This window comes from Gracilibacillus timonensis (assembly GCF_900086715.1).
GTDB classification, from domain to species: Bacteria; Bacillota; Bacilli; order Bacillales; family Amphibacillaceae; genus Gracilibacillus; species Gracilibacillus timonensis.
Map to the genome: position 1 here is coordinate 955912 of NZ_FLKH01000012.1, position 21182 is coordinate 977093.

General features: G+C 40.0%; 24 protein-coding genes. All 24 read left to right on the forward strand.

Features of this window, described 5'->3' with window-relative positions; translation table 11 throughout:
- Window positions 1-118: 118 nt before the first annotated feature.
- The 24 genes from BN6556_RS15750 (at window position 119) to mgsA (ending at window position 21169) form a co-directional block, all read left to right on the forward strand.
- On the forward strand, window positions 119-859 hold the full coding sequence (locus BN6556_RS15750; protein ID WP_078060119.1) for a DUF899 domain-containing protein: 741 nt from the start codon (window positions 119-121) through the stop codon (window positions 857-859).
- 815 nt (window positions 860-1674) lie between these two features.
- Window positions 1675-1947, forward strand: coding sequence for an HU family DNA-binding protein (locus BN6556_RS15755; protein ID WP_066193194.1), 273 nt, complete (start codon window positions 1675-1677; stop codon window positions 1945-1947).
- Window positions 1948-2179: 232 nt separating this feature from the next.
- Window positions 2180-2944, forward strand: a complete 765-nt coding sequence (locus BN6556_RS15760; RefSeq protein ID WP_066193197.1) for a heptaprenyl diphosphate synthase component 1 — start codon at window positions 2180-2182, stop codon at window positions 2942-2944.
- 75 nt (window positions 2945-3019) lie between these two features.
- Window positions 3020-3742 (forward strand): demethylmenaquinone methyltransferase, encoded by a 723-nt coding sequence (locus BN6556_RS15765; RefSeq protein ID WP_066193199.1) that lies wholly within the window; start codon window positions 3020-3022, stop codon window positions 3740-3742.
- Window positions 3743-3750: 8 nt separating this feature from the next.
- The gene (hepT, locus tag BN6556_RS15770) at window positions 3751-4722 is read left to right on the forward strand and encodes a heptaprenyl diphosphate synthase component II (RefSeq protein WP_066193203.1); all 972 of its coding nucleotides are present in this window, start codon (window positions 3751-3753) and stop codon (window positions 4720-4722) included.
- A gap of 13 nt (window positions 4723-4735) precedes the next feature.
- Window positions 4736-5182, forward strand: a complete 447-nt coding sequence (ndk, locus tag BN6556_RS15775; RefSeq protein ID WP_066193206.1) for a nucleoside-diphosphate kinase — start codon at window positions 4736-4738, stop codon at window positions 5180-5182.
- Between the two features lie 23 nt (window positions 5183-5205).
- Complete coding sequence (locus BN6556_RS15780; RefSeq protein ID WP_066193208.1) at window positions 5206-5979, forward strand: CheR family methyltransferase; 774 nt, start codon at window positions 5206-5208, stop codon at window positions 5977-5979.
- A 133-nt stretch (window positions 5980-6112) separates the two neighbouring features.
- Window positions 6113-7276: a chorismate synthase gene (gene aroC / locus BN6556_RS15785; RefSeq protein WP_066193212.1), complete on the forward strand. Its 1164-nt coding sequence runs from the start codon at window positions 6113-6115 to the stop codon at window positions 7274-7276.
- Entirely contained in the window at window positions 7276-8355 is a 1080-nt protein-coding gene (gene aroB / locus BN6556_RS15790) for a 3-dehydroquinate synthase (protein ID WP_066193215.1), read from the forward strand. The genes aroC and aroB overlap by 1 nt, the downstream gene beginning before the upstream one ends.
- Window positions 8355-8720, forward strand: coding sequence for a chorismate mutase (aroH, locus tag BN6556_RS15795; RefSeq protein ID WP_066196484.1), 366 nt, complete (start codon window positions 8355-8357; stop codon window positions 8718-8720). The genes aroB and aroH overlap by 1 nt, the downstream gene beginning before the upstream one ends.
- Window positions 8721-8750: 30 nt before the next feature.
- Window positions 8751-9845 (forward strand): histidinol-phosphate transaminase, encoded by a 1095-nt coding sequence (hisC, locus tag BN6556_RS15800; protein WP_066193216.1) that lies wholly within the window; start codon window positions 8751-8753, stop codon window positions 9843-9845.
- Between the two features lie 193 nt (window positions 9846-10038).
- Window positions 10039-11139: a prephenate dehydrogenase gene (locus BN6556_RS15805; protein ID WP_187374481.1), complete on the forward strand. Its 1101-nt coding sequence runs from the start codon at window positions 10039-10041 to the stop codon at window positions 11137-11139.
- Between the two features lie 12 nt (window positions 11140-11151).
- Window positions 11152-12444 (forward strand): 3-phosphoshikimate 1-carboxyvinyltransferase, encoded by a 1293-nt coding sequence (gene aroA / locus BN6556_RS15810; RefSeq protein ID WP_066193221.1) that lies wholly within the window; start codon window positions 11152-11154, stop codon window positions 12442-12444.
- Between the two features lie 545 nt (window positions 12445-12989).
- On the forward strand, window positions 12990-14261 hold the full coding sequence (locus BN6556_RS15815) for a tetratricopeptide repeat protein (RefSeq protein ID WP_066193222.1): 1272 nt from the start codon (window positions 12990-12992) through the stop codon (window positions 14259-14261).
- Window positions 14262-14419: 158 nt separating this feature from the next.
- The gene (locus BN6556_RS15820) at window positions 14420-14977 is read left to right on the forward strand and encodes a ReoY family proteolytic degradation factor (RefSeq protein ID WP_066193223.1); all 558 of its coding nucleotides are present in this window, start codon (window positions 14420-14422) and stop codon (window positions 14975-14977) included.
- 330 nt (window positions 14978-15307) lie between these two features.
- Window positions 15308-15772 carry a DUF2487 family protein gene (locus BN6556_RS15825; protein WP_066193225.1) on the forward strand — a complete coding sequence of 155 codons (465 nt, stop codon included), beginning with the start codon at window positions 15308-15310 and terminating at the stop codon, window positions 15770-15772.
- Window positions 15773-15948: 176 nt separating this feature from the next.
- A complete protein-coding gene (locus BN6556_RS15830) occupies window positions 15949-16479 on the forward strand; it encodes a QcrA and Rieske domain-containing protein (protein ID WP_066193227.1) in 531 nt (176 codons plus the stop codon).
- Window positions 16480-16497: 18 nt separating this feature from the next.
- A complete protein-coding gene (qcrB, locus tag BN6556_RS15835) occupies window positions 16498-17172 on the forward strand; it encodes a menaquinol-cytochrome c reductase cytochrome b subunit (protein WP_066193229.1) in 675 nt (224 codons plus the stop codon).
- Window positions 17173-17198: 26 nt separating this feature from the next.
- The gene (locus BN6556_RS15840) at window positions 17199-17996 is read left to right on the forward strand and encodes a menaquinol-cytochrome c reductase cytochrome b/c subunit (RefSeq protein ID WP_066193231.1); all 798 of its coding nucleotides are present in this window, start codon (window positions 17199-17201) and stop codon (window positions 17994-17996) included.
- A 184-nt stretch (window positions 17997-18180) separates the two neighbouring features.
- The gene (gene lhaT / locus BN6556_RS15845; protein WP_066193233.1) at window positions 18181-18762 is read left to right on the forward strand and encodes a lipoprotein heptaprenylglyceryl N-acetyltransferase LhaT; all 582 of its coding nucleotides are present in this window, start codon (window positions 18181-18183) and stop codon (window positions 18760-18762) included.
- Window positions 18763-18833: 71 nt separating this feature from the next.
- Window positions 18834-19508 (forward strand): sporulation protein YpjB, encoded by a 675-nt coding sequence (locus tag BN6556_RS15850; protein WP_066193235.1) that lies wholly within the window; start codon window positions 18834-18836, stop codon window positions 19506-19508.
- 104 nt (window positions 19509-19612) lie between these two features.
- Window positions 19613-19963: a nucleotide pyrophosphohydrolase gene (locus BN6556_RS15855; protein ID WP_066193236.1), complete on the forward strand. Its 351-nt coding sequence runs from the start codon at window positions 19613-19615 to the stop codon at window positions 19961-19963.
- Complete coding sequence (gene dapB, locus BN6556_RS15860; protein WP_066193237.1) at window positions 19956-20756, forward strand: 4-hydroxy-tetrahydrodipicolinate reductase; 801 nt, start codon at window positions 19956-19958, stop codon at window positions 20754-20756. Before BN6556_RS15855 ends, dapB begins: the two co-directional genes overlap by 8 nt.
- A gap of 11 nt (window positions 20757-20767) precedes the next feature.
- Window positions 20768-21169, forward strand: a complete 402-nt coding sequence (gene mgsA, locus BN6556_RS15865; protein ID WP_066193239.1) for a methylglyoxal synthase — start codon at window positions 20768-20770, stop codon at window positions 21167-21169.
- Window positions 21170-21182: the final 13 nt, after the last annotated feature.

The window sequence follows — 21182 nt, forward strand, 5'->3', positions numbered from 1 at the left end:
AATTTACTGCTATTTTTAGCAACAACTTCACATTACCGCAATCGATAAGAAATATGGCTCTTTTAAAAATGAGATAATAAAAATGAGAAAAACGATGATGAAAAGGAGATTGAAATATATGAATAATAAATCGAATGAAAGCTGTTGCTCCATTAACACAAAAACAAATGGGATCGTAAACACAAAGGAAACATCTAGCCGTAAAATTGTTTCAAAAGATGAATGGCATGCATCCCATCAAGCTTTTCTGGAAGAAGAAAAAGCATTTACTAGGATTCGAGATAAACTGAACGCCAAGAGGCGCCGTCTGCCAATGGTTGAAGTAACAAAGAATTATATCTTTCAAGGGAATAACAAAGAAATAAGGCTATACGATTTATTTGCAGGTCATAAGCAGCTCATTGTGTACCACTTTATGTTTGATCCAAATTGGGAAGAAGGCTGTGATGGCTGTTCGATGATGGTTGATAATATGGGGCATCCTGCTCATTTAGAGGCGCGTAATACAAAATTAGTCCTAATATCAAGGGCGCCAATGGAAAAAATAATACCTTTCAAGGAACGTATGGGCTGGAAGATTCCATGGTACTCTTCTTATGCAACTGATTTTAATCAGGACTTCGGTGCAACAACAGAAACTGGTGAAACACATGGGTACAGTGTTTTTCTATTGGAAAATAATCAAATATATCATACCTATTCCACTTGGGCACGAGGCGTAGAATATTTGGGGAGCAATTGGAGTTATCTGGATATCACTCCGTTTGGCAGACAAGAACTGTGGGAGGATTCACCACCAGGGGTTGTTCAAAGCCAAACATATGAATGGTGGAATTATCATGATCGTTACGAAGAGTAAATAATACGAGGGAATAAACTTAAAAAAATTCTTGGAAGACGCAGTGTTTTTATCAAGTGATAGTTTTTAATATTCGTTTCCATTTATCTATTTAAAAATAGGATAACCTGTTTTCTGATGTTTTTTAACTCCCTGTTAGAAACGGGGGGTAATTTATTTTGCTCATTCCATACTTTCGACTTAGAATCTGTTTATTATAGAGGTTGTTCAAAAAGCCCAATAAAAATGACGCAGCGAATTTCTGCGTTGGCGATATAGGAACTTCTACTAAGACCACCCACGTCCTGTAGGCAACGCTGAAGTCAACACATCCTGCGTGAGTCCGTTCCTCACGTATGAAAAGCATACGTTCCGGTACTCAAAACTGCACCGCCTTGAACTTCTTGGTCCTTTTCATCAGGCTTTTTGAACGTGCGCTTATATAAAGAAACACATGTGTAATAACAAATAGGTATATCTAAGAGAAAGATGGCAATAATGATGCCAGACCTAATCTATAGATCAACGACATCATTGTTACAAAAAGAAAAAATTTTCTTTAAAAATAGCAAAAGGAAATCGGTAGACAAGAAATTTTTGGAGAATAGGATGATAACAATGTTTGTAAACACTTGCATAGCGCGAATACATGTGTTAATATTCAAATTAGCTTATAGCGAGATGAGAGAAATATCGATTTTTAAACGGATATTTGTTGAATTATCTTTCATTCTCAGTTATTATAAGCCTTGTCATCATTCATATGGTGACAATTAGCTATAGAAATGCTTTCTTCATCGAGGAGTTTATAGCTTTATTGGGAGGAGGTGAATATCATGAACAAGACAGATCTAATCAATGCAGTAGCTGAAAAAAGCGAACTTTCCAAAAAAGACGCTACAAAAGCTGTAGATGCGGTTTTTGAATCTATCATGGATTCACTTAAAGATGGTGACAAAGTTCAACTAATTGGTTTTGGTAACTTTGAAGTACGTGAGCGTGCTGCCCGTAAGGGTCGTAACCCACAAACAGGCGATGAAATTGAAATCCCTGCAAGCAAAGTGCCTGCATTTAAACCAGGTAAAGCCCTTAAAGATACCGTAAAATAATTTATGGTATTACATACGGGCGAAAAAAGGGTGCTTCTGGCACCCTTTTTTATTTTTTGAAAGTTATAGTCAAAGGAATCTCCGGCCACGCAGAAAACTACCATAGCTAGGCACCAGTTCGTAAGCATTTCATACGTAATTAATCCCCCATATTTATCCCTCCAGTATTCTGCAAACTTATGTTATACTATGTTATTATAGAAAAGGATCTTGAGGAATTGCGGTGAGCTTGATGACAGATAAGAAAACAATAGATTTTTACACGAATTTAATAGCAACGTCCGTAGACCAGCCGTATCTCCGCAAGCGACTTGCGGGACCAGCGCTTGACAAACATAAGATAATGGTATTGCATGAGTTAACTCGAGACAGGGATAATCATGTCGATTTAGTCCATGCTACCATGCTTGTACAGATTGCTTTGGACACACACGATAATATTACACACGATTTTGATGAAAGCAATCAAAAAGAACAGCAGTTAACGGTATTGGCTGGTGATTATTATTCCGGTATTTATTATCACCTTCTCTCGAAACAAAGTAATCTTGCCTTTATTCGCCTGCTTGCGGATGCGATTAGTGAAATGACGCAACGGAAGTTAACAACCTACTACAGGGAACATGAGGATGTTGTCTCTTTTTTAACAGAATATCAATCGATTGAAACAAAGTTAATGGATAAAGTGGCGAGTTTTGTCGATCAATCAGCATGTATGTCATACCTAACAGATTGGATTTTACTAAAAAGAATGGAATATGAAATACAGCAGCTGAAAGATGGATTACCAACGTTCTTACAGCGATTAATGTTGCGTCAAATCCGCACAGTAAAATCACTGGAGCAGTTAAAGCAACAGTTATTACAAGCACATACAAACTTATGGAAACTTGTCGAACAGAAGGTGCATGATAATGAATATCCCGTTGTGCCAAAGCTAGGGACAGACAACTTTAGCTTTGAAAACTTCGATCAAAAACAAATGGGTGTGTGGTGACCGTCAAGGCTAGATGCGACAAATCATTCCGAAATAACTATGGAAACAACGTATAAAAAAAGAGGATTGCATAACATGACAAAACAATCAAAAGAAGAAAAGGTACATCAAGTATTTGAAAAGATTTATCATAATTATGACTCCATGAATACGATTATCTCGTTGAGCCGTCATAAGAAGTGGCGCAAGGATGTGATGAAGCGTATAAGCGTCAGGAAGGGATCAAAAGCTTTGGACCTATGCTGTGGAACAGGAGACTGGTCTTTTGCCTTAGCGGACGCTATTGGAGGCGATGGAGAGGTAATAGGATTGGATTTCAGTGAAAATATGTTATCCGTCGCAGAACAAAGGCTAACAGAGACGGATAAGCGCAATCTGACGTTTATGCACGGAAATGCAATGAAATTACCATTTGAGGACAACTCCTTTGATTATGTGACGATTGGCTTTGGATTGCGAAACTTGCCAGACTATCGCCGAGCATTACAAGAAATGCAGCGAGTAGTGAAACCAGGAGGACAAGCGGTTTGTTTAGAAACATCTCAGCCTAAAAATGGCCTATTTAGACGGGGGTATTATTTTTATTTTGAACATATTATGCCGTTTTTCGGTCGCATTTTTGCCAAAAGCTACAAAGAATATGTATGGCTGCATGAATCGGCCAAAGATTTTCCTGGCAGGGAAGAATTAAAACGCCTATTTGAAGAGGCAGGTTTTGTGAATGTGCGTTTTAAAGGCTACACGGGTGGCACAGTCGCCATGCACGTCGGGGAAAAACAAGTTGAGAATGGAAAGTAGGGCAGTCAATGAAGCTAGCGAAAACATACGCTTTTATAAAAAAAGATCTAACTCTCATTGAAGAGGCATTAGAAAAAATGGTATATGCAGAACAGCCACTCTTGCACGACGCCTCTACACAATTACTGAAGGCCGGTGGGAAAAGATTGCGCCCTGTTTTTTTAATACTTGCTTCCAAGTTTGGTAATTCCCCGTTTGAACAGGTCAAAAAGGCGGCTTGTTCACTAGAATTAATACATATGGCTTCGCTTGTTCACGATGATGTGATAGATGATTCCAACATCAGGAGGGGAAAACCTACCGTGAAAGCGAAATGGGATAATCAGATTGCCATGCTGACGGGAGATTTTATTTTTTCTACTGCTTTACAACAATTTACAGAAATCGATCAGCCCAGAGCACATCAAGTCTTATCCAAAACGATGATGGAGCTGACGGTTGGTGAAATTGAGCAGATTAAGGATAAATATAATCTTAGGCAAAACTTGCGTACCTATTTGCGGCGCATTAAACGAAAAACGGCACTGTTGATTTCCTCTAGTTGTCGGATTGGTGCTATTGTGGCAGGTACGAACGAAAAAACAGAACAAGCCTTATATAATTATGGCTATTATATGGGGATGTCCTATCAGATCACGGATGATATACTGGATTTTACAGCTTCCGAGAAACAGTTAGGTAAGCCAGCCGGCAGTGATTTATTCCAAGGAAATATTACGTTACCAGTACTGTATGCCATGGAAGATGATCACATGTTACAAGAATTACAATCGGCTTTTCGAGATAGCAAGCAGTTGGAGATTGCACAGTTGAAGCCAATCACATCCAGCATAGCAAATTCTGACGCAATCACCAGGGCACAAGCATTAAGTCATACATATTTACAAAAGGCCTATGATTCTTTGGCTGATTTACCCAATAATCAGGCGAAGGAAGCATTGGCTAATATTGCGCATTATATAGGTAATCGAAAAATCTAACGAGGTGATAAACATGGAAAAAACATTTGTGATGATGAAACCAGACGCCGTACAACGAGGTTTGATCGGGGAAGCAGTCTCTCGATTTGAACAAAAAGGATACACATTAGCAGCTGCGAAATTGATGACTATTTCTGAAGAATTGGCAAAACAGCATTATGCAGAACATGAGGGGAAATCATTCTTCCATGATTTAATCAGTTTTATTACCTCTGGGCCTGTATTTGCGATGGTGTGGGAAGGCGAGAATATCATCGCAACAGCTAGACAAATGATGGGGAAAACAAATCCTCAAGAAGCGCATCCAGGTACCATTAGAGGGGATTTTGGTGTTGTGACACACCGCAATATCATTCATGGTTCGGACTCGCCGGAAAGTGCAGAAAGAGAAATTAATCTCTTTTTCACCAACGAAGAAGTCCAGCATTATACGAAAAGCACCGACGCTTGGTTGTCCTAAATAAAGAGCGGGGAGAAAAAACGATGTCGGATTATCAGCAATTCATCCATAAGATTTATAAGAAAACGGGCCTTGATTTATCACTCTATAAAGAGGCGCAAATGAAAAGACGTTTAACATCCTTATGCCAAAAACGAGGCTTCGATTCATTTCTCTCTTACTTTCACGCGATTAATAAGGATCAACAACTATTACAGGAATTCTTAGATAAGGTAACAATTAATGTTTCTGAATTTTATCGAAACCCTTCTCGTTGGAAGGTTCTGGAAAGAAATGTGCTGCCAGTCTTTAAACAAAAGCGGAATAAAATCAAAATCTGGAGTGCGGCATGTTCTACCGGTGAAGAGCCTTATACATTAGCCATTATAGCTAGTCAGATTTGGGGATCGCACAATATTGAAATCATCGCAACAGATATTGATCCTAATGTCTTAGCGCGTGCTAAGCAAGGTATATACAAGGAACGAGCCTTGCAAGAAGTGTCTGATCCTATCAAAAAGAAGTATTTCCATCAGGAAGGTCCAACCTTCAAAGTAGATGAGAAGATAAAAAGGACTGTTACCTTTAAACAGCATAATTTATTGGCGGATAAGTACCCAATGAATGTGGATATTATTGTTTGTCGTAATGTACTGATTTATTTTACCGAAGAGGCCAAGCAAACGATTTATAACCGTTTTAGTCAAGCTTTGGCAAAGGATGGCGTCTTTTTTGTTGGTAGCACGGAGCAAATTTTTTCTCCAGAACAATATGGCTTTCGTGTATTAGATACTTTTTTTTATGAAAAACAAGCCTGACTCGTATATGGTTAGTAAATGTTCATACGATTAGTCAATCAACAGGTACGTGCTTAACGGAGAGTAGCTCTACAAACCTGTCTTCGTGAGCAATAAGATCACAATTAAACATAATCTTTCAGGGGGGATAACCATGCGTTACTTAACAGCAGGTGAATCACATGGAAAACAACAAACAACAATTATTGAAGGCATACCTGCGAAAATGCCATTGACACCAGATAATATTAATGAGTCATTACTTCGTCGTCAAAAAGGACATGGTCGAGGTAAACGAATGCAGATTGAGAAGGATTTAGTAGACATAGTAGGTGGTGTGCGTCATGGTTATACATTGGGCTCGCCAATTGCTCTTGTCGTACCTAATGACGACTTTAAGCACTGGATTGATGTAATGGGAGAAGATCCAGTAGACGAGGATCAGAAGATTCGACGCGTGGTGACGCGACCACGTCCAGGACATGCCGACTTGAACGGGGCGATTAAATACGGCCACCGGGATATGCGAAATATCTTAGAGCGTTCGTCAGCAAGGGAAACAACAGCCCGTGTTGCTGCAGGTGCTGTTGCCAAAACATTACTTAAACAATTGGATATTGAGATTGTTGGCTATGTGAAAGAAATCGCAGGCATTCAAGCGGCAGAGAAAGATTTACCGATCGCAGACAAAATTCGTATCTCAGAAGAGTCTCCTGTACGCTGTCTTGATGATACTGTTGGTCAGCAAATGATGGATGCCATTGATCAAGCCAAAAAGGACGGAGATTCTATCGGAGGGGTTTGTGAAGTAACCGTCGAAGGTCTTCCGGCTGGGCTTGGTTCTTATGTTCACTATGACCGTAAATTAGATGGGCGCATTGCTGGTGCGGTGCAGAGTATTAATGCCTTTAAAGGAGTAGAATTTGGCTTAGGTTTTGAAGCTGCACGAAAGAATGGCAGTGAAGTCCACGATGAGATTCTCTGGTCAGAAGAGCGTGGATATTATCGAAGAACGAATCGTTTAGGCGGTTTTGAGGGGGGAATGACCTCAGGTATGCCAATTGTTGTCAAAGGGGTAATGAAACCTATTCCGACACTATATAAACCTCTTCAAAGTGTGGACATTGAATCTAAAGAGCCCTTTAATGCCAGTATTGAGCGCTCCGATTCCTGTGCAGTACCGGCAGCTGCCGTAGTGATGGAACATGTGGTGGCCATTGAAGTGGCTAAAGCTGTGCTTGAACAGTTCCCGCATGATCAATTCCCTAAATTAAAAGAGGCAATTGACCAGTACCGAGAAGAAGTCAGGTGTTTTTAATGCACAAGCAGACCATTCAAACAAGTACGAATCAATATGATGTCTATGTGGGTCCGGGTGTACTCTCTCGAATGACAGAATATTTGCCAGATCATTATCATAGCATTTTAGTGATCACGGATTCCGTAGTATATCCTTTATACGGTAAAGCCCTTGTCACAGAACTTACTAAATCAGCAGAAGTTTTTGTAAGTGTGGTTCCTTCAGGAGAAGCATCCAAAAGTATCGAACAATATTATCAGTTATTGACGGACGCTATTGAACACCAATTGGATCGCAAGTCATTAATCGTTGCTTTAGGCGGTGGAATGATTGGTGATCTCGCTGGATTTGCAGCGGCTACTTATATGCGAGGTATTGACTTTATTCAAGTGCCGACAACAATCCTGGCCCATGATAGCAGTGTTGGTGGAAAAGTAGCCATCAATCACCCCGAAGGAAAGAATTTGATTGGGAATTTTTATCCTCCGCAAGCGGTGTTGTATGATACAGACACGTTAACCAGTTTACCAGCTAGTGAAGTACGCTCTGGTTATGCAGAAGTGATTAAGCATGGTTTTATTGGTGATGCCTCGTTATTAGACGATGTCCTGCATACAGATTTAACCCAGCCAATAGAAGAAGAGCGATTGGCTGATCATTTGCAGAAAGGGATTGCCATCAAAGCCGATATAGTCGAGGCAGACGAGAAAGAAGCTAATGTGCGAAAACATCTGAATTTTGGTCACACTTTGGGTCATGCCATTGAATCCGAACTAGGCTATGGGGCGATTACGCACGGAGAAGCGGTTGCTATCGGTATGCAATTTGCCTTGTTGTTAAGTGAAGCACAATCAGATATCGATCTGTCAAGTCATGCTTTTGCTAAATGGATGGCGGATAACCACTATCCAATACATGATGTCGGTCCTTTATCACCAGAGCGATTACTGCAACGGATGAAAAAAGATAAAAAATCAGAAAATGCAACGGTACAAATGGTCTTATTGCAAGAAATTGGCCATCCTTATGTAAAAAATATCGCAGATGAACAGCTATTGGGGCTATTGGAAAAATTCATAAGAGAGTTGGATGGATGATGATACGAGGAATTAGAGGAGCGACAACGGTACAGCACAACGAAGCAGAAGAGATTATTCAAGAAACAAAGAAATTGCTTGAGAAGATGTCAGAAGTCAATAAGGTAGAGCCTGAAGCCATTGCCTCTGTCCTTATTTCCGTGACGTCAGATTTAAATGCCGCATTCCCTGCCAAGGCGCTACGCTTAATCGACGGATGGAAGTTTGTTCCGGTTATGTGTATGCCTGAAATAAATGTGCCAGGAAGCTTAGCAGCATGTATTCGTGTCATGATGACAGTCAATACATCACAGGATCAACAAGAAGTAGAGCATATTTATTTACATGAGGCTGTTAAATTAAGACCGGATTTACAAGGCAAATAAAGATTAAGAGATAAGGAAGGAGTGTCTACGATGCAAGCCAAGAAAGTCTTTCAATCGATGGCACCATATACACCAGGAAAACAAATAGAAGAAGTGAAGCAAGCGTATGGACTCAACCATATTGTCAAACTAGCTTCCAATGAAAATCCTTTTGGCTACTCGGAAAAGGTGAAACAGTTGATACCAAATCTGCTCGATCATCTCGAGAAATACCCTGATGGAAATGCTACAGGTTTGCGAAAAAAATTAGCCAATTATTTAGAGGTTGAGGAAGAACAGATTATATTTGGCTGTGGATCGGATGAAGTGATCGACTTTATTTGCCGTACGTATTTAGAAAAAGGCACTAATACGATCATGGCGACACCAACCTTCCCTCAATATCGCCATAATGCGATTATTCAAGGTGCAGAAGTGATCGAAGTACCTTTAATAGACGGTTATCACGATTTAAAAACGATGTTAAACCAGATTAATAGTCAAACAAGAGTGGTTTGGCTATGTTCTCCTAATAATCCAACGGGCTCCTTGATTAGCCGTGACAAACTTGTGCACTTTTTAGACAACTGTCCGGAAGAAGTGATGGTTGTATTGGATGAAGCTTATTATGAATATATTGAGGCCTCCAAAAATCCACAGAGTATTCAACTGCTGGATCGGTATAAGAACCTAGTCGTACTACGCACTTTCTCTAAGGCTTATGGGTTAGCCAATCTACGGGTAGGCTATGGAGTAGCATCTAAGAAAGTAGCCACGTTGTTGAATATAGCGCGAGGACCATTTAATACTACCTCACTTTCTCAGGCAGCAGCGGTGGAGGCGTTAGACGATGAGGCATTTTTATCGTACACCTATGAAAAGAATCTTGTTAATAAGCAAGCCTTTATGGAGGCGTGTGAAGAGCTTGGTTTGAGCTATTATGACTCCGAAGCTAATTTCTTGTTTGTGAAATTACCGACGAGTGGTGATGCATTGACGGAGTATTTACTAGAGAATGGTTTTATTGTCCGGTCTGGTGAGGCGTTAGGTCATCCAAATGGGGTACGGATAACGATTGGAACGGAAGAACAAATGAAAGAACTTGCCCAGCATATCAAACAGTTCTTGGCCCTGCATAAGGCCTAACTAGCCCCCTGGGTTACTCTAAACGTCCGCTTAACTTTTGCATATCCTTTTTTGAGATAATCCAATCATCCTCTATAAAGACTTGATCAGAGCGGGTTATTTTATAACACGGTATGCAGCTTTGCTTATGTATGTAAGAGTTCAAGCGATTATGCGAGGCATTCTTTACTAAAGATATAGAAGGAGAATCATCGTGAAACAAACGGTTTTAATAGCGGGTCTCGGATTAATTGGCGGCTCACTTGCTTTGAATATAAAGGAAACAGCAGATATCAAATTGATTGGGTATGATTCCAATCAGACCACGTTACAGTATGCGTTGCTGCATCAAATGATTGAGGAAAGCTATCAGGATTTTGGCGAGGCAGTGAAGACAGCAGATATCTGTATTCTGGCCGCCCCAGTGTCCGTCACCGTCGAGTTAATTAAAGAATTAAATGAAATGGAGTTGGACCATCATTTGATCGTATCAGACGTCGGATCGGTAAAAGGCCCTGTTATGGAAGCAGCTGGTCAGCTTACCACCAACCAAGTAGCCTTTATTGGTGGTCATCCAATGGCAGGTTCACACAAAAAGGGTGTACAAGCTGCCAAAAAATATCTGTTTGAGAATGCCATTTATGTATTATCGCCGACAGAAAGCAGTACACCAGACGATATCCAAAAATTAAAGGCATTATTAGCGCCAACAAAAGCCAAATTCATTGTACTGGAGCCTGAAGAGCATGATGAAATGACCAGCGTAATTTCTCATTTTCCACATTTAATCGCTTCTTCCTTGGTGCATCAAGCGAGAAATTGGCAAAAAACACATCCATATATCCCAAAACTTGCAGCCGGTGGTTTTCGTGATATTACGAGAATTGCTTCAAGCAATCCATTGATGTGGCGAGAGATCTTTTTTCAAAACCGTACTAAAATGAGTCGTCTGCTTTCTGACTGGATCGAGGAAATGGAAGGGTTGAAACAGCTGATTGATACGGGAGAAAAATCACAAATACAGGCATACTTGGAAGATGCGAAGGAGTATCGGGATGGGCTTGATAAGAAGCAGCGTGGCGCCATTTTGTCTTATTATGATATTTATGTCGGTATCCTGGACCAGCCAGGTGCTTTACTGCAGGTAATCGAACTATTAGCAGACCATGATATCAGCATTAATAATATTGAAATCCTTGAGATTAGAGAAGGAATTACCGGGATGTTACGTATTAGTTTTCAAAATAAGAATGATCAAGAGTTAAGCTATGCCATTCTCAAAAAGCATAACTATGACACAGTGATCGAAGAATAGGAGAGGTGGACCTTGTCACAAAAGCTATTATCATATGAGCAAAAGAGATTAGCAGGTTCTATAGCTGTTCCAGGAGATAAATCGATTTCGCACCGAGCGATTATGTTTGGATCACTTGCCGAAGGTACGACAACTGTTACAAACTTTCTGGCAGGTGAAGATTGCTTATCCACGATTGCTGCATTCCAAGGGATGGGAGTATCCATAGAGCGTGAGAATAATACCGTGAGGATCCAGTCACAAGGCGTTTCCGGCTTGAAAGAGCCATCTCAACCGATTAATCTTGGGAATTCTGGAACAACAGCAAGGCTTTTATTAGGGGTTCTTGCTGGACTTCCTTTTCACTTTACCTTATATGGTGATGAATCTTTATCTAAAAGACCGATGGACCGAATTGCGAATCCATTGCGTGAGATGGGAGCCATTATCGATGGGCGAGAGAATGGCAGGCTGCTGCCGATGTCGGTGCGTGGTCAGCAATTGCATCCCATTCATTTTCATCCACCTGTCAAAAGCGCCCAGATTAAATCTGGAGTTTTGTTAGCAGGTTTGTTGACAAATGGGGTAACAACCGTTGAAGAAGAAACGAAGACTCGTGACCATACGGAAAACATGCTGCAGGCATTTGGAGCGGATGTGAGGGTTGACGGTACCAAGGTTTCGATTGAGGGAAATAAATCACTGTACGCTTGTGATATCGAAGTGCCAGGAGATATTTCCTCTGCCGCTTTTTTCTTAGTCGCCGCAGCTATCGTACCTAATAGCAGTCTAACGGTAGAAAATGTAGGGTTGAATCCAACTCGTACGGGAATTGTGGATGTATTAAACATGATGGGGGTTTCCATTGAAATGACCAAAACAAAAGTTATTGGTGGAGAACCGATCGGCGATATCCACGTCCAATCTTCTTCCTTGAATCATGCGGTTATTGAAGGAGACATTATTCCGAGTATTATAGATGAAATCCCGATTATCGCCTTACTTGCCACACAGGCGCAAGGGGAGACGATTATTAAGGATGCAGCCGAGTTGCGTTTTAAAGAGACTGATCGAATCGCAGCGGTTGTAAGTACCTTAACTCAGTTAGGAGCAAACATAACGGCAACAGAGGATGGCATGATCATCCAAGGAAAAACACCACTTCACGGCGGCGTTACCAAATCGTTTGGTGACCACCGTATCGGTATGATGATCGCCATCGCTTCTCTCTTAACGGAAGAGCCGATTGCATTACATGATGATAAATGTATCGCTATTTCTTATCCAACTTTTTTTGAAGACTTAGAGAAACTATTGGCGAAATAAAACGAATAAACACCATGTTGAAACTGCTATTCAACATGGTGCTTTTCGTGTTGCCCATAACAACACCTTTGAATATCGTACCAATAAAGTGAATGATGTAAAGTAGCGGATTCATTCTATATAGTAAAATGGATTGTGTGTCTGCACTAATAAGTGCTGTGGAAATAATCGGATAAGACAGTTTATAATCCTTGATATAATAGGACTTGGAATGATTTGACCTGGGACGAATCGGTAGTCAGCATTTTCTTATGATATAAGTGGAATGAAATAATTTCTCATTGATATCGGATAGATGCTCTTGATCCATTTAGGCGGTATGATGGATCAAACGAAGTATTATCAGGAAATCATGCGAGCAAAGACTTGCCAGTCACACGTTTTAGTTACATTTATACGTTCAACTTATATAGTAATAAAGGAACAGGCGAGTTTTGTCCGGTTTTAAAATAACAAAAGAATATCAAGTCCTTCGAGTTGCTCGTTTGTCACGAATTCGATAAAATTACATTATAGTATGAGACGTAAAGGAAAGGTGGAAGCCATTGGATATCATTGAACAGTCAGTAGAGATGATTCAGCGGGGCGAGGTGGAGCAAGCACTAACGCTACTTATGGATACTGCAAAAACGGCGGATGTAAATACGCAATTAGAAATTACGCAAATTTTTGTCGACCTAGGAAATCATGACCTAGCAGAAGAGGTACTGCAAGAAATTTTAGCCATTGAGCCGGAAAATGGCGAGGCAAAGATTATGTTAGCAGATATTATGACCGATAACGAACAAGATGAGCAAGCTATAACCCTCTTAAATGAAATCACAGAAGATAACCCTAATTATTTGCAGGCATTAGTCCAGTTAGCCGATCTCTATCAGGTGCAAGGACTGTTTGAAGTAGCAGAACAAAAATTGCTAGCGGCAAAAAACATGGCACCCGATGAGCCGATTATCGATTTTGCCTTAGGAGAATTACTCTTCTCAGCAGGAGAATATCACAAGTCTATTGTCTATTATGAAAATGTGCGTAAGCTGACACAAGAGTTTGCTAATGTAAACATTGATAGCCGTTTAGCAGAGGCTTACGCGTTAAACGGTGAATTTGAGACATCTTTAGCCTACTATCAAACGTTAGATACAGAAGATCCTGATATACTGTTTCGTTATGGTTTTATGGCCTATAAATCAGAACGGTATGAAATTGCGATTAAAACATGGGAAAACTTATTGAAAGGTGAAGTAGAATATCCATCTGTTTATTTGTATCTCGCCAGGGCATATGAACAGGAAGGTCTGATGGATGAAGCCTATCAAACGGCGATCACAGGCGTAGAAATGGATCCACTCAATAAGGAAATGCGTCTTACAGCAGGACAAATCTGCTTAAAGGCCGGAGAATATCATGAAGCTATCACACAGGTGAAACGTGCTATATCGATTGACAATGAATATCAAGAGGCATTGCTTTTCTTGATAGAAGTCTTTAAAACGCAAGAGGATTATCAAGAAATTATTACATTATTAACCATAGAAATGGAAGTCGAAGAACTGGATGGCATTTTCGCATGGGAACTTGCACAAGCTTATAATGAGGAAGAAGCGTTTAAAGAGGCATTAAATGCCTATCAAAGTGCATATAATAAATTAAATAAAGATACGGATTTCTTAAAGGATTATGGTTATTTCCTAGTGGAAGAAGGCAATATTCATCAAGCTATTCAAGTTTTTGAAGAGTATTTACAGTTGGAACCTTCGGACTTCGATATTGCCCAAAATCTAGAACGATTAAAAGAACAACATGGCGATACTCTCTTATAAAAGGGAAACTTCATTACAGTGCCGCACTGAATGTTAGTTGAACCAATCGGGTCGTTACTGGCTTTTAAGTCTCCACACAAACAGGAGTATTGCCTCTTTCTGGAAGTGGGGGTCTTACAAACAGTTACATAGCGATAAAAATGGAGGGGAATAATAAATTGGAAACTTCGGTGCAAACAGAAGATAAAAAGGATTTTATTGAATGGTTTCTGCGTCATTATCAGTTGAAAAAGCGGGAAAGTGTTTGGATACTCAATTACTTATTGAACCATGAGGAGTTATTACAACAGGTTCACTTTGTATTAGAAGCACGTTTTTGTCCAAGAGCCATGATTATTTCTACACATTGTTCCAATGAGATTGCCTTTCGTTTTTACAAAAAACATATTGTAACCACCGATGCCGATAAATCATTCCATGATATTCGCTTACATGCAACAGAACCGATGTATATTCAACTGAATTTTAAAAATGTCAAACGTTGTATTCCTTATATGAAAGTACTGGAAGATAATCCTTTTATCCCTGATGATTATTTTCTTACTGGGAGCGACAAAAAGGTGATGGAGAAGTGGCTGGATTATTCTATCTATGAATATCAAAGGGTTAAATTACTTCAGCAAATAAACGATGCCTTGGACGAGAGAGACCAGCAATTATTTCTATACTATACAGATCAGTTGAATAAATTAGGTATGTCATACCAAAAGGATTAAGAATAGTTACGGGCTTAAAAATGTAATGCTGAAGGGTTTTGTTTTATGTTCCGATTAATACCTTATCAAAAGCGATTAATACAAAACAAATAGTTACGAGTGGGGAGTAACTTGTCCCCACTTCAACTCTTTTTAATCTCTTCTATATATGTTGACCTTATAAAGGTAACAAAAACGTTTGGCAACAGTCCACTTGCCGCAAAATCTCTTTTACAAGGTTTATACATCATAGGTATTGAAAAGACAAGTTAACACAGCCATTCGTTGCGTCATTTATTTCTAATGATCTGAACAAACTCATTAGCTGCAACAAGATTGGGGGGACAATAGATGCAATGGAACAGGAAGGATATACACCTTTTTTTTCAATCAAAACCATATATTGATACGCTGTTAATCCCTTTAGATCCCATTCAATTGCTGACGGAATCAGAGTCAGCTAAATTAGCGGATCAAACGAAAACGTTACAAATTATTTCCGATGAATTAGAACGCCAATTTATGGGAAGAATACTGTTAACTCCGAGTTATACTTATATCTATAATACAGACTATCAGCAAGAAATCGAGCGTTTAAATGATTGGACAAGCATGTTGTCCAACGAACATTTTCAACATATATTTTTTCTTACACACGACGTTAATTGGAAAAAACATGAACGTTTGTTAAATGGAAATTTAATATGGATTACGAGTACATCCATAGAAGATTTCCAATCGGATTACACGAAGAAATGGGTAGGGGAACAAGTAAGTCAAATCAGTGAATTAATCGGGAGTTATTGGAATGTTTAATGACCTGTTCAGATGACCAAGTGCTGAAGACATTTTCCTACATAAAAAATTGATAAAAAGATAGATTTTATTGACCATAGCGTCAGTTTGCGCTATCATAGTAATGTCCTAGTAATATATAAGAGATGATAATGAAAATCCGTAAAGTCGGAATATGTTGTAGAGGGGGGTAAATAATGTCTGAGAAAAAGCAACAAGTTTCCCGTCGCCAATTTTTAAATTATACGTTAACTGGTGTAGGGGGATTTATGGCAGCAGGAATGCTAGCACCAATGGTAAGATTTGCTATTGATCCAGTATTAGAAGCTTCGGGAGGCACCGATATGCAAGCAGTAGTCGATGTTTCAGAGATTACCGAGGAGCCGCAACGTTTCGACTGGACGTTTGAACAAGTGGATGCATGGTATACATCAGATACCACCAAGAGTGCTTGGGTCTATATGGACGGCAATGATGAGATTGTTGCTTTATCACCAACGTGTAAACACTTGGGGTGTGCGGTCAGTTGGAATGGTAGTGAAGATTTTCCTGAAGAATTTTATTGTCCATGCCATGGCGGTCGTTATTACAAGAACGGTCTAAACGTTCCCGATACGCCACCTGATGCTGCTTTAGACTTATTTGAAATGGAAGTAAGAGAAGGAACTTTGTATCTTGGGGACGTAACAGAGAATCCAGTACAAACTCAAGATGAGGATCCAGTGTAGAAAGGAGGAGCTTAATAGATGCTACAGAAGATTTATGATTGGATAGATGAGCGAGTAGACATAACTCCTTTATGGCGAGATATTGCAGATCATGAAGTGCCAGAACATGTTAATCCAGCCCATCACTTTTCAGCGTTTGTTTATTGTTTTGGCGGTTTAACGTTTTTTGTCACCGTTATTCAAATCCTGTCTGGTATGTTTTTGACGATGTATTATGTTCCGGATATTGAAAATGCTTGGCGTTCTGTGTATTATTTGCAAACAGAAGTGGCGCATGGTCAAATCGTTAGAGGAATGCACCATTGGGGAGCTAGTGTAGTAATCGTCATGTTATTTTTACATACTTTACGTGTTTTCTTTCAAGGTGCCTACAAAAAACCACGTGAGCTTAACTGGATGGTTGGGGTATTAATTTTCTTTGTTATGCTTGCTTTAGGTTTAACCGGTTACTTGTTACCGTGGGATAACAAGGCTTATTTCGCAACAGTCGTAACGCTTGAGATTGCGGAAGGGGTCCCATTTATTGGGGAAATGGCGAAGACGTTGCTAAATGGAGATCCAAGTATTATAGGTGCACAAACATTGGCAAGATTTTTTGCCATCCATGTATTTTTCTTACCGGCAGCTTTGTTTGTGTTAATGGGTATCCACTTTATAATGATTAGAAAACAAGGTATTTCAGGTCCACTATAGAATAAGCAGATAAAGGAGGGATAGCTTTGAAACGAGGTAAAGGGATGAAGTTTGTCGGTGATTCCCGGGTCACAGCCGATAAAAAGAAGTTTATTCCAAAAGATTATTCAGAATATCCTGGCAGGACGGAAGCTTTTTGGCCGAACTTTCTATTAACCGAGTGGTTAGCAGGAGCTGTATTTCTGGTTGGCTTTTTATGTTTGGTAGTTGCGCATCCGGCTCCACTTGAGAAAGTGGCAGATCCAACAGATACGGCTTATCTGCCGTTGCCGGACTGGTATTTCCTATTTTTATATCAATTACTAAAATATAAATTTGCCAGTGCGTCGTTCTTTGTACTTGGCGCTATTGTTATGCCTGGTTTAGCTTTCGGTGCGTTGTTTTTGGCTCCTTTCCTTGATAAAGGGAAAGAACGTCGTCCGCATAAGCGCCCGATCACCACAGGTTTAATGATATTTGCTTTCATCGCTGTATTTTGGTTAACATATGAAGCAGCTGCCCATGTTAATTGGGAAGAAAAAGCAGAGAATAATCAACCGGTATGGCCAGACGATCAGCCATCTGTTGAAATTGATGAATCGGATCCTGGTTTTGAGGTATATCAAGCCAACAGTTGTGTAAACTGCCATGGTGACGATTTGGCTGGTACTGGTTCAGCTCCAGCATTAATTGGTTCAGAGCATACGGTTGATGAAGTAAAAGACATTGCTGTGAATGGTATCGGAACAATGCCAGCTGATCAATTTGACGGTTCAGAGGAAGAATTGCAGCAGCTAGCTGAATTCATCGTCTCTGTTAATGAACAAGCAGCAGAAGAAGAATAATCCTGTACCCTCGCTCAAACCAAAATGAGCGAGGGTTTTTAACGATAGCTAAATATTTGGCTGTTTCTTTTAAATAACCAGCCATCTTATTACCAAGTTTTCTATACGATTATCTAAGTCTGAATATAAGCGGGCTGTTGAATGATCGCGCCGGGTTAACCAATGAAGAGAAGGAGTCCATTAGATGATTAGGAAATTGCTATTCCATCCGATCACGATCGCCCTATTATTTTTCATTAATCTAATAGGCACCATTTACGGATATTACTGGTACAATAGCCAATTGCAGCAAACACCAGCTATTTTTCTGGCTTTTGTACCTGACAGTCCAACGGCCAGTTTGTTTTTTACCATCTTTCTTTTGGTTCTGCTGCTGGGTAAAAAAGCCCCAACGATAGAGGCATTAGCGTATACGACGTTAATTAAATATGGTATTTGGGCCGTTATTATGAATTTACTCACCCTTTATATAGAAGGAAGTATCAGCTGGCAAAGTTATATGTTGATCGCTTCACATGGAGCAATGGCCTTGCAAGCTGTTTTGTTTGCACCGTTATATACCTTTAAATTAAAACATTTAACCATTGCAGGTATTTGGTTACTACATAACGAGATCATTGACTATGTCTATGGTATGATGCCGATTTATTACAGTTTGACGAGCTATCAGGAACATATTGGTTACTTTACTTTCTGGTTGTCTGTGATGGTTTTACTTGTGGCCTATCATCAGGTAGTCAAAAGAAACGAACTTGTGGATGCCTAAGGATCATTAAGCACAATTATAGCTATTCTCTCATACCATTTAATAAAGGATAATGGGGAGAAGGGATAATCGTGAAGTCCGTGCTTACCTTTTTATTCGCAATAGGAGTTGTTTTAATTGCTGTCACGACCGTTAAGGCAAGCGCTGTTGATGTAAATGAAGTGGAACGATTAATAAACGAGAAAGAATATGATGTAGCCCTTGATTTGCTCTATGCTTTACCAACAGTAGCGGATCAACCTGTTATTTGGCAAGAACAGCTGCAGGACAGTATAAATATATTGGAAGATGAAAGCGTTAGTCATCAGGAAAAACAGTTAACTATACAAAAATTAGTGGTGCTTTCAGATAGCTTGGAGCATGGGTATGCCCCATTATGGCTGAGACACCAGCAAGCATTTGAGCGAAAGACACAGCAATTGTTGCAACAAGAAGAAATACATCCAGCAGAAATCGAAAGGCTTGTTGATCAAACAGAATTGCTAGCACCTGTCATACAGCTGCAATTAACAGATACGCAGTACCAAAACTATCAAGATGTCGTAACAAGGCTAAAGAAGCAGCAAACCATAATGGATCATGAGCAATTCCAAGCCGTCTTTGGACAAATGAAACAATGGCATGCTTTAACCATCAAACAGACGAACGCTTCCCAAACCAAATGGCTTATTTTCACCCTTGTTAGTGCTTATCTGGTTAGTTTTTCCTATGTTGCTTGGAAGAGGAGCCGTGTTCGACAGATGTAAATGAAGGAGCTTCTTCGCTTGCAAAACAGGGTGAACATTCCATATGATAAAAGACAGATGTAGTCTTACATCTGTCTTTTTATTTTGTCAATGGAGGCGATTAAATGTATAATAAAGAGAACATGGAAGCGATGCAACAGCGAGTGGATGATTATATTTCCCAATTTAAAGAGGGGTATTTCTCCCCGTTAAGTATGCTGGCACGTTTTACTGAGGAGATTGGTGAACTGGCGCGAGAGGTGAATCATCAATATGGAGAAAAGCCTAAGAAGATAGATGAGGCCGATAACTCGATGGAAGCAGAGTTGGGTGATTTGTTATTTGTGATGATTTGTTTCGCCAATTCACAGCAAATCAGTTTAACCGAAGCCTTTGAGAAAACGATGACTAAAATAGAGTCAAGGGATAAAGAGCGATGGACAAAGATAGACAAACAGGAGGATAAGCATGAGTAAAATAAAAGTAATTGTAGCAGGTCCGCGAGGTAAAATGGGAAGTGAAGCCTTACGGATGATAGAAAGGGAAGCTGACTTAGAGCTAGTGGCATGTTTGGATCATAAATACGAGGGTAGAGAGATCCGTTCATTTGAAGAACTGCCTAATCTGGATGCCACGATTTACACCGATATTACTACGTGTCTACAAGCAGTAGAAGCCGATGTATTGGTTGACTTGACGACACCTGAATTTGGTTATTTACATACGAAAACGGCTATTCAATATGGGGTTCGCCCTGTAGTAGGTACGACCGGTTTCACAGATGAGCAATTAACCGAACTAACGGATTTGGCGGAAGAAGAAGGGGTCGGTGTGATCATAGCACCGAACTTTGCATTAGGTGCCGTATTGATGATGCAATTTGCCAAATGGGCGGCAAAATATTTTCCGGATGTAGAAATCATTGAGAAACATCATGATAACAAGCTGGATGCCCCTTCCGGTACGGCTGTAAAAACGGCACAACTGATCCAAGAAGAAAGACAAGCGAAAAAACAAGGGCATCCGAATGAGAAGGAGACGATCCCGGGTGCACGTGGTGCAGAGTTTGATGGAATGAGAATACACAGTATGCGTCTGCCAGGACTTGTGGCTCATCAAGAAGTAGTATTTGGTTCCGCTGGGGAAAACTTAACAATTAAGCATGATTCTTTTGACCGGAAATCTTTCATGACAGGGGTTAAATTAGCTATTGATCAAGTGATGACATTAGATATTTTGGTATATGGCTTAGAAAATATAATGGAGTAGGAGCGATTAACATGAATATAGCATTGATTGCCCATGATAAGAAAAAAACAGATATGGTGAATTTTACGATTGCATACAGCCATATATTAGAAAAGCATACCCTTTTTGCGACAGGTACAACAGGTACCAAGATTCAAGAAGCGACAGGGTTAGCGATTCATCGTTTTCAGTCGGGGCCATTAGGCGGCGATCAGCAAATCGGGGCAAGGATTGCTAACAACGAAATGGATTTGGTGATTTTCTTTCGCGATCCATTGACAGCACAGCCGCATGAGCCGGATATCAGTGCATTGATGCGTTTGTGTGATGTTTATCAGATACCATTAGTTACTAATACTGGAGGAGCAGAGGTATTGATTCGTGCCCTCGATGCGGGGTTCTTTGACTGGCGTAATCTTAAAGAATCAAAATAATAGGCTAGGTAGG

What these genes read in the sequence shown, in the direction of transcription:
- BN6556_RS15750 (WP_078060119.1), top strand. Translation starts at nt 119, where the DNA reads ATGAATAATAAATCGAATGAAAGCTGTTGCTCCATTAACACAAAAACA.
- BN6556_RS15755 (WP_066193194.1), top strand. Translation starts at nt 1,675, where the DNA reads ATGAACAAGACAGATCTAATCAATGCAGTAGCTGAAAAAAGCGAACTT.
- BN6556_RS15760 (WP_066193197.1), top strand. Translation starts at nt 2,180, where the DNA reads ATGACAGATAAGAAAACAATAGATTTTTACACGAATTTAATAGCAACG.
- BN6556_RS15765 (WP_066193199.1), top strand. Translation starts at nt 3,020, where the DNA reads ATGACAAAACAATCAAAAGAAGAAAAGGTACATCAAGTATTTGAAAAG.
- hepT (WP_066193203.1), top strand. Translation starts at nt 3,751, where the DNA reads ATGAAGCTAGCGAAAACATACGCTTTTATAAAAAAAGATCTAACTCTC.
- ndk (WP_066193206.1), top strand. Translation starts at nt 4,736, where the DNA reads ATGGAAAAAACATTTGTGATGATGAAACCAGACGCCGTACAACGAGGT.
- BN6556_RS15780 (WP_066193208.1), top strand. Translation starts at nt 5,206, where the DNA reads ATGTCGGATTATCAGCAATTCATCCATAAGATTTATAAGAAAACGGGC.
- aroC (WP_066193212.1), top strand. Translation starts at nt 6,113, where the DNA reads ATGCGTTACTTAACAGCAGGTGAATCACATGGAAAACAACAAACAACA.
- aroB (WP_066193215.1), top strand. Translation starts at nt 7,276, where the DNA reads ATGCACAAGCAGACCATTCAAACAAGTACGAATCAATATGATGTCTAT.
- aroH (WP_066196484.1), top strand. Translation starts at nt 8,355, where the DNA reads ATGATACGAGGAATTAGAGGAGCGACAACGGTACAGCACAACGAAGCA.
- hisC (WP_066193216.1), top strand. Translation starts at nt 8,751, where the DNA reads ATGCAAGCCAAGAAAGTCTTTCAATCGATGGCACCATATACACCAGGA.
- BN6556_RS15825 (WP_066193225.1), top strand. Translation starts at nt 15,308, where the DNA reads ATGCAATGGAACAGGAAGGATATACACCTTTTTTTTCAATCAAAACCA.
- BN6556_RS15830 (WP_066193227.1), top strand. Translation starts at nt 15,949, where the DNA reads ATGTCTGAGAAAAAGCAACAAGTTTCCCGTCGCCAATTTTTAAATTAT.
- qcrB (WP_066193229.1), top strand. Translation starts at nt 16,498, where the DNA reads ATGCTACAGAAGATTTATGATTGGATAGATGAGCGAGTAGACATAACT.
- lhaT (WP_066193233.1), top strand. Translation starts at nt 18,181, where the DNA reads ATGATTAGGAAATTGCTATTCCATCCGATCACGATCGCCCTATTATTT.
- BN6556_RS15855 (WP_066193236.1), top strand. Translation starts at nt 19,613, where the DNA reads ATGTATAATAAAGAGAACATGGAAGCGATGCAACAGCGAGTGGATGAT.
- dapB (WP_066193237.1), top strand. Translation starts at nt 19,956, where the DNA reads ATGAGTAAAATAAAAGTAATTGTAGCAGGTCCGCGAGGTAAAATGGGA.
- mgsA (WP_066193239.1), top strand. Translation starts at nt 20,768, where the DNA reads ATGAATATAGCATTGATTGCCCATGATAAGAAAAAAACAGATATGGTG.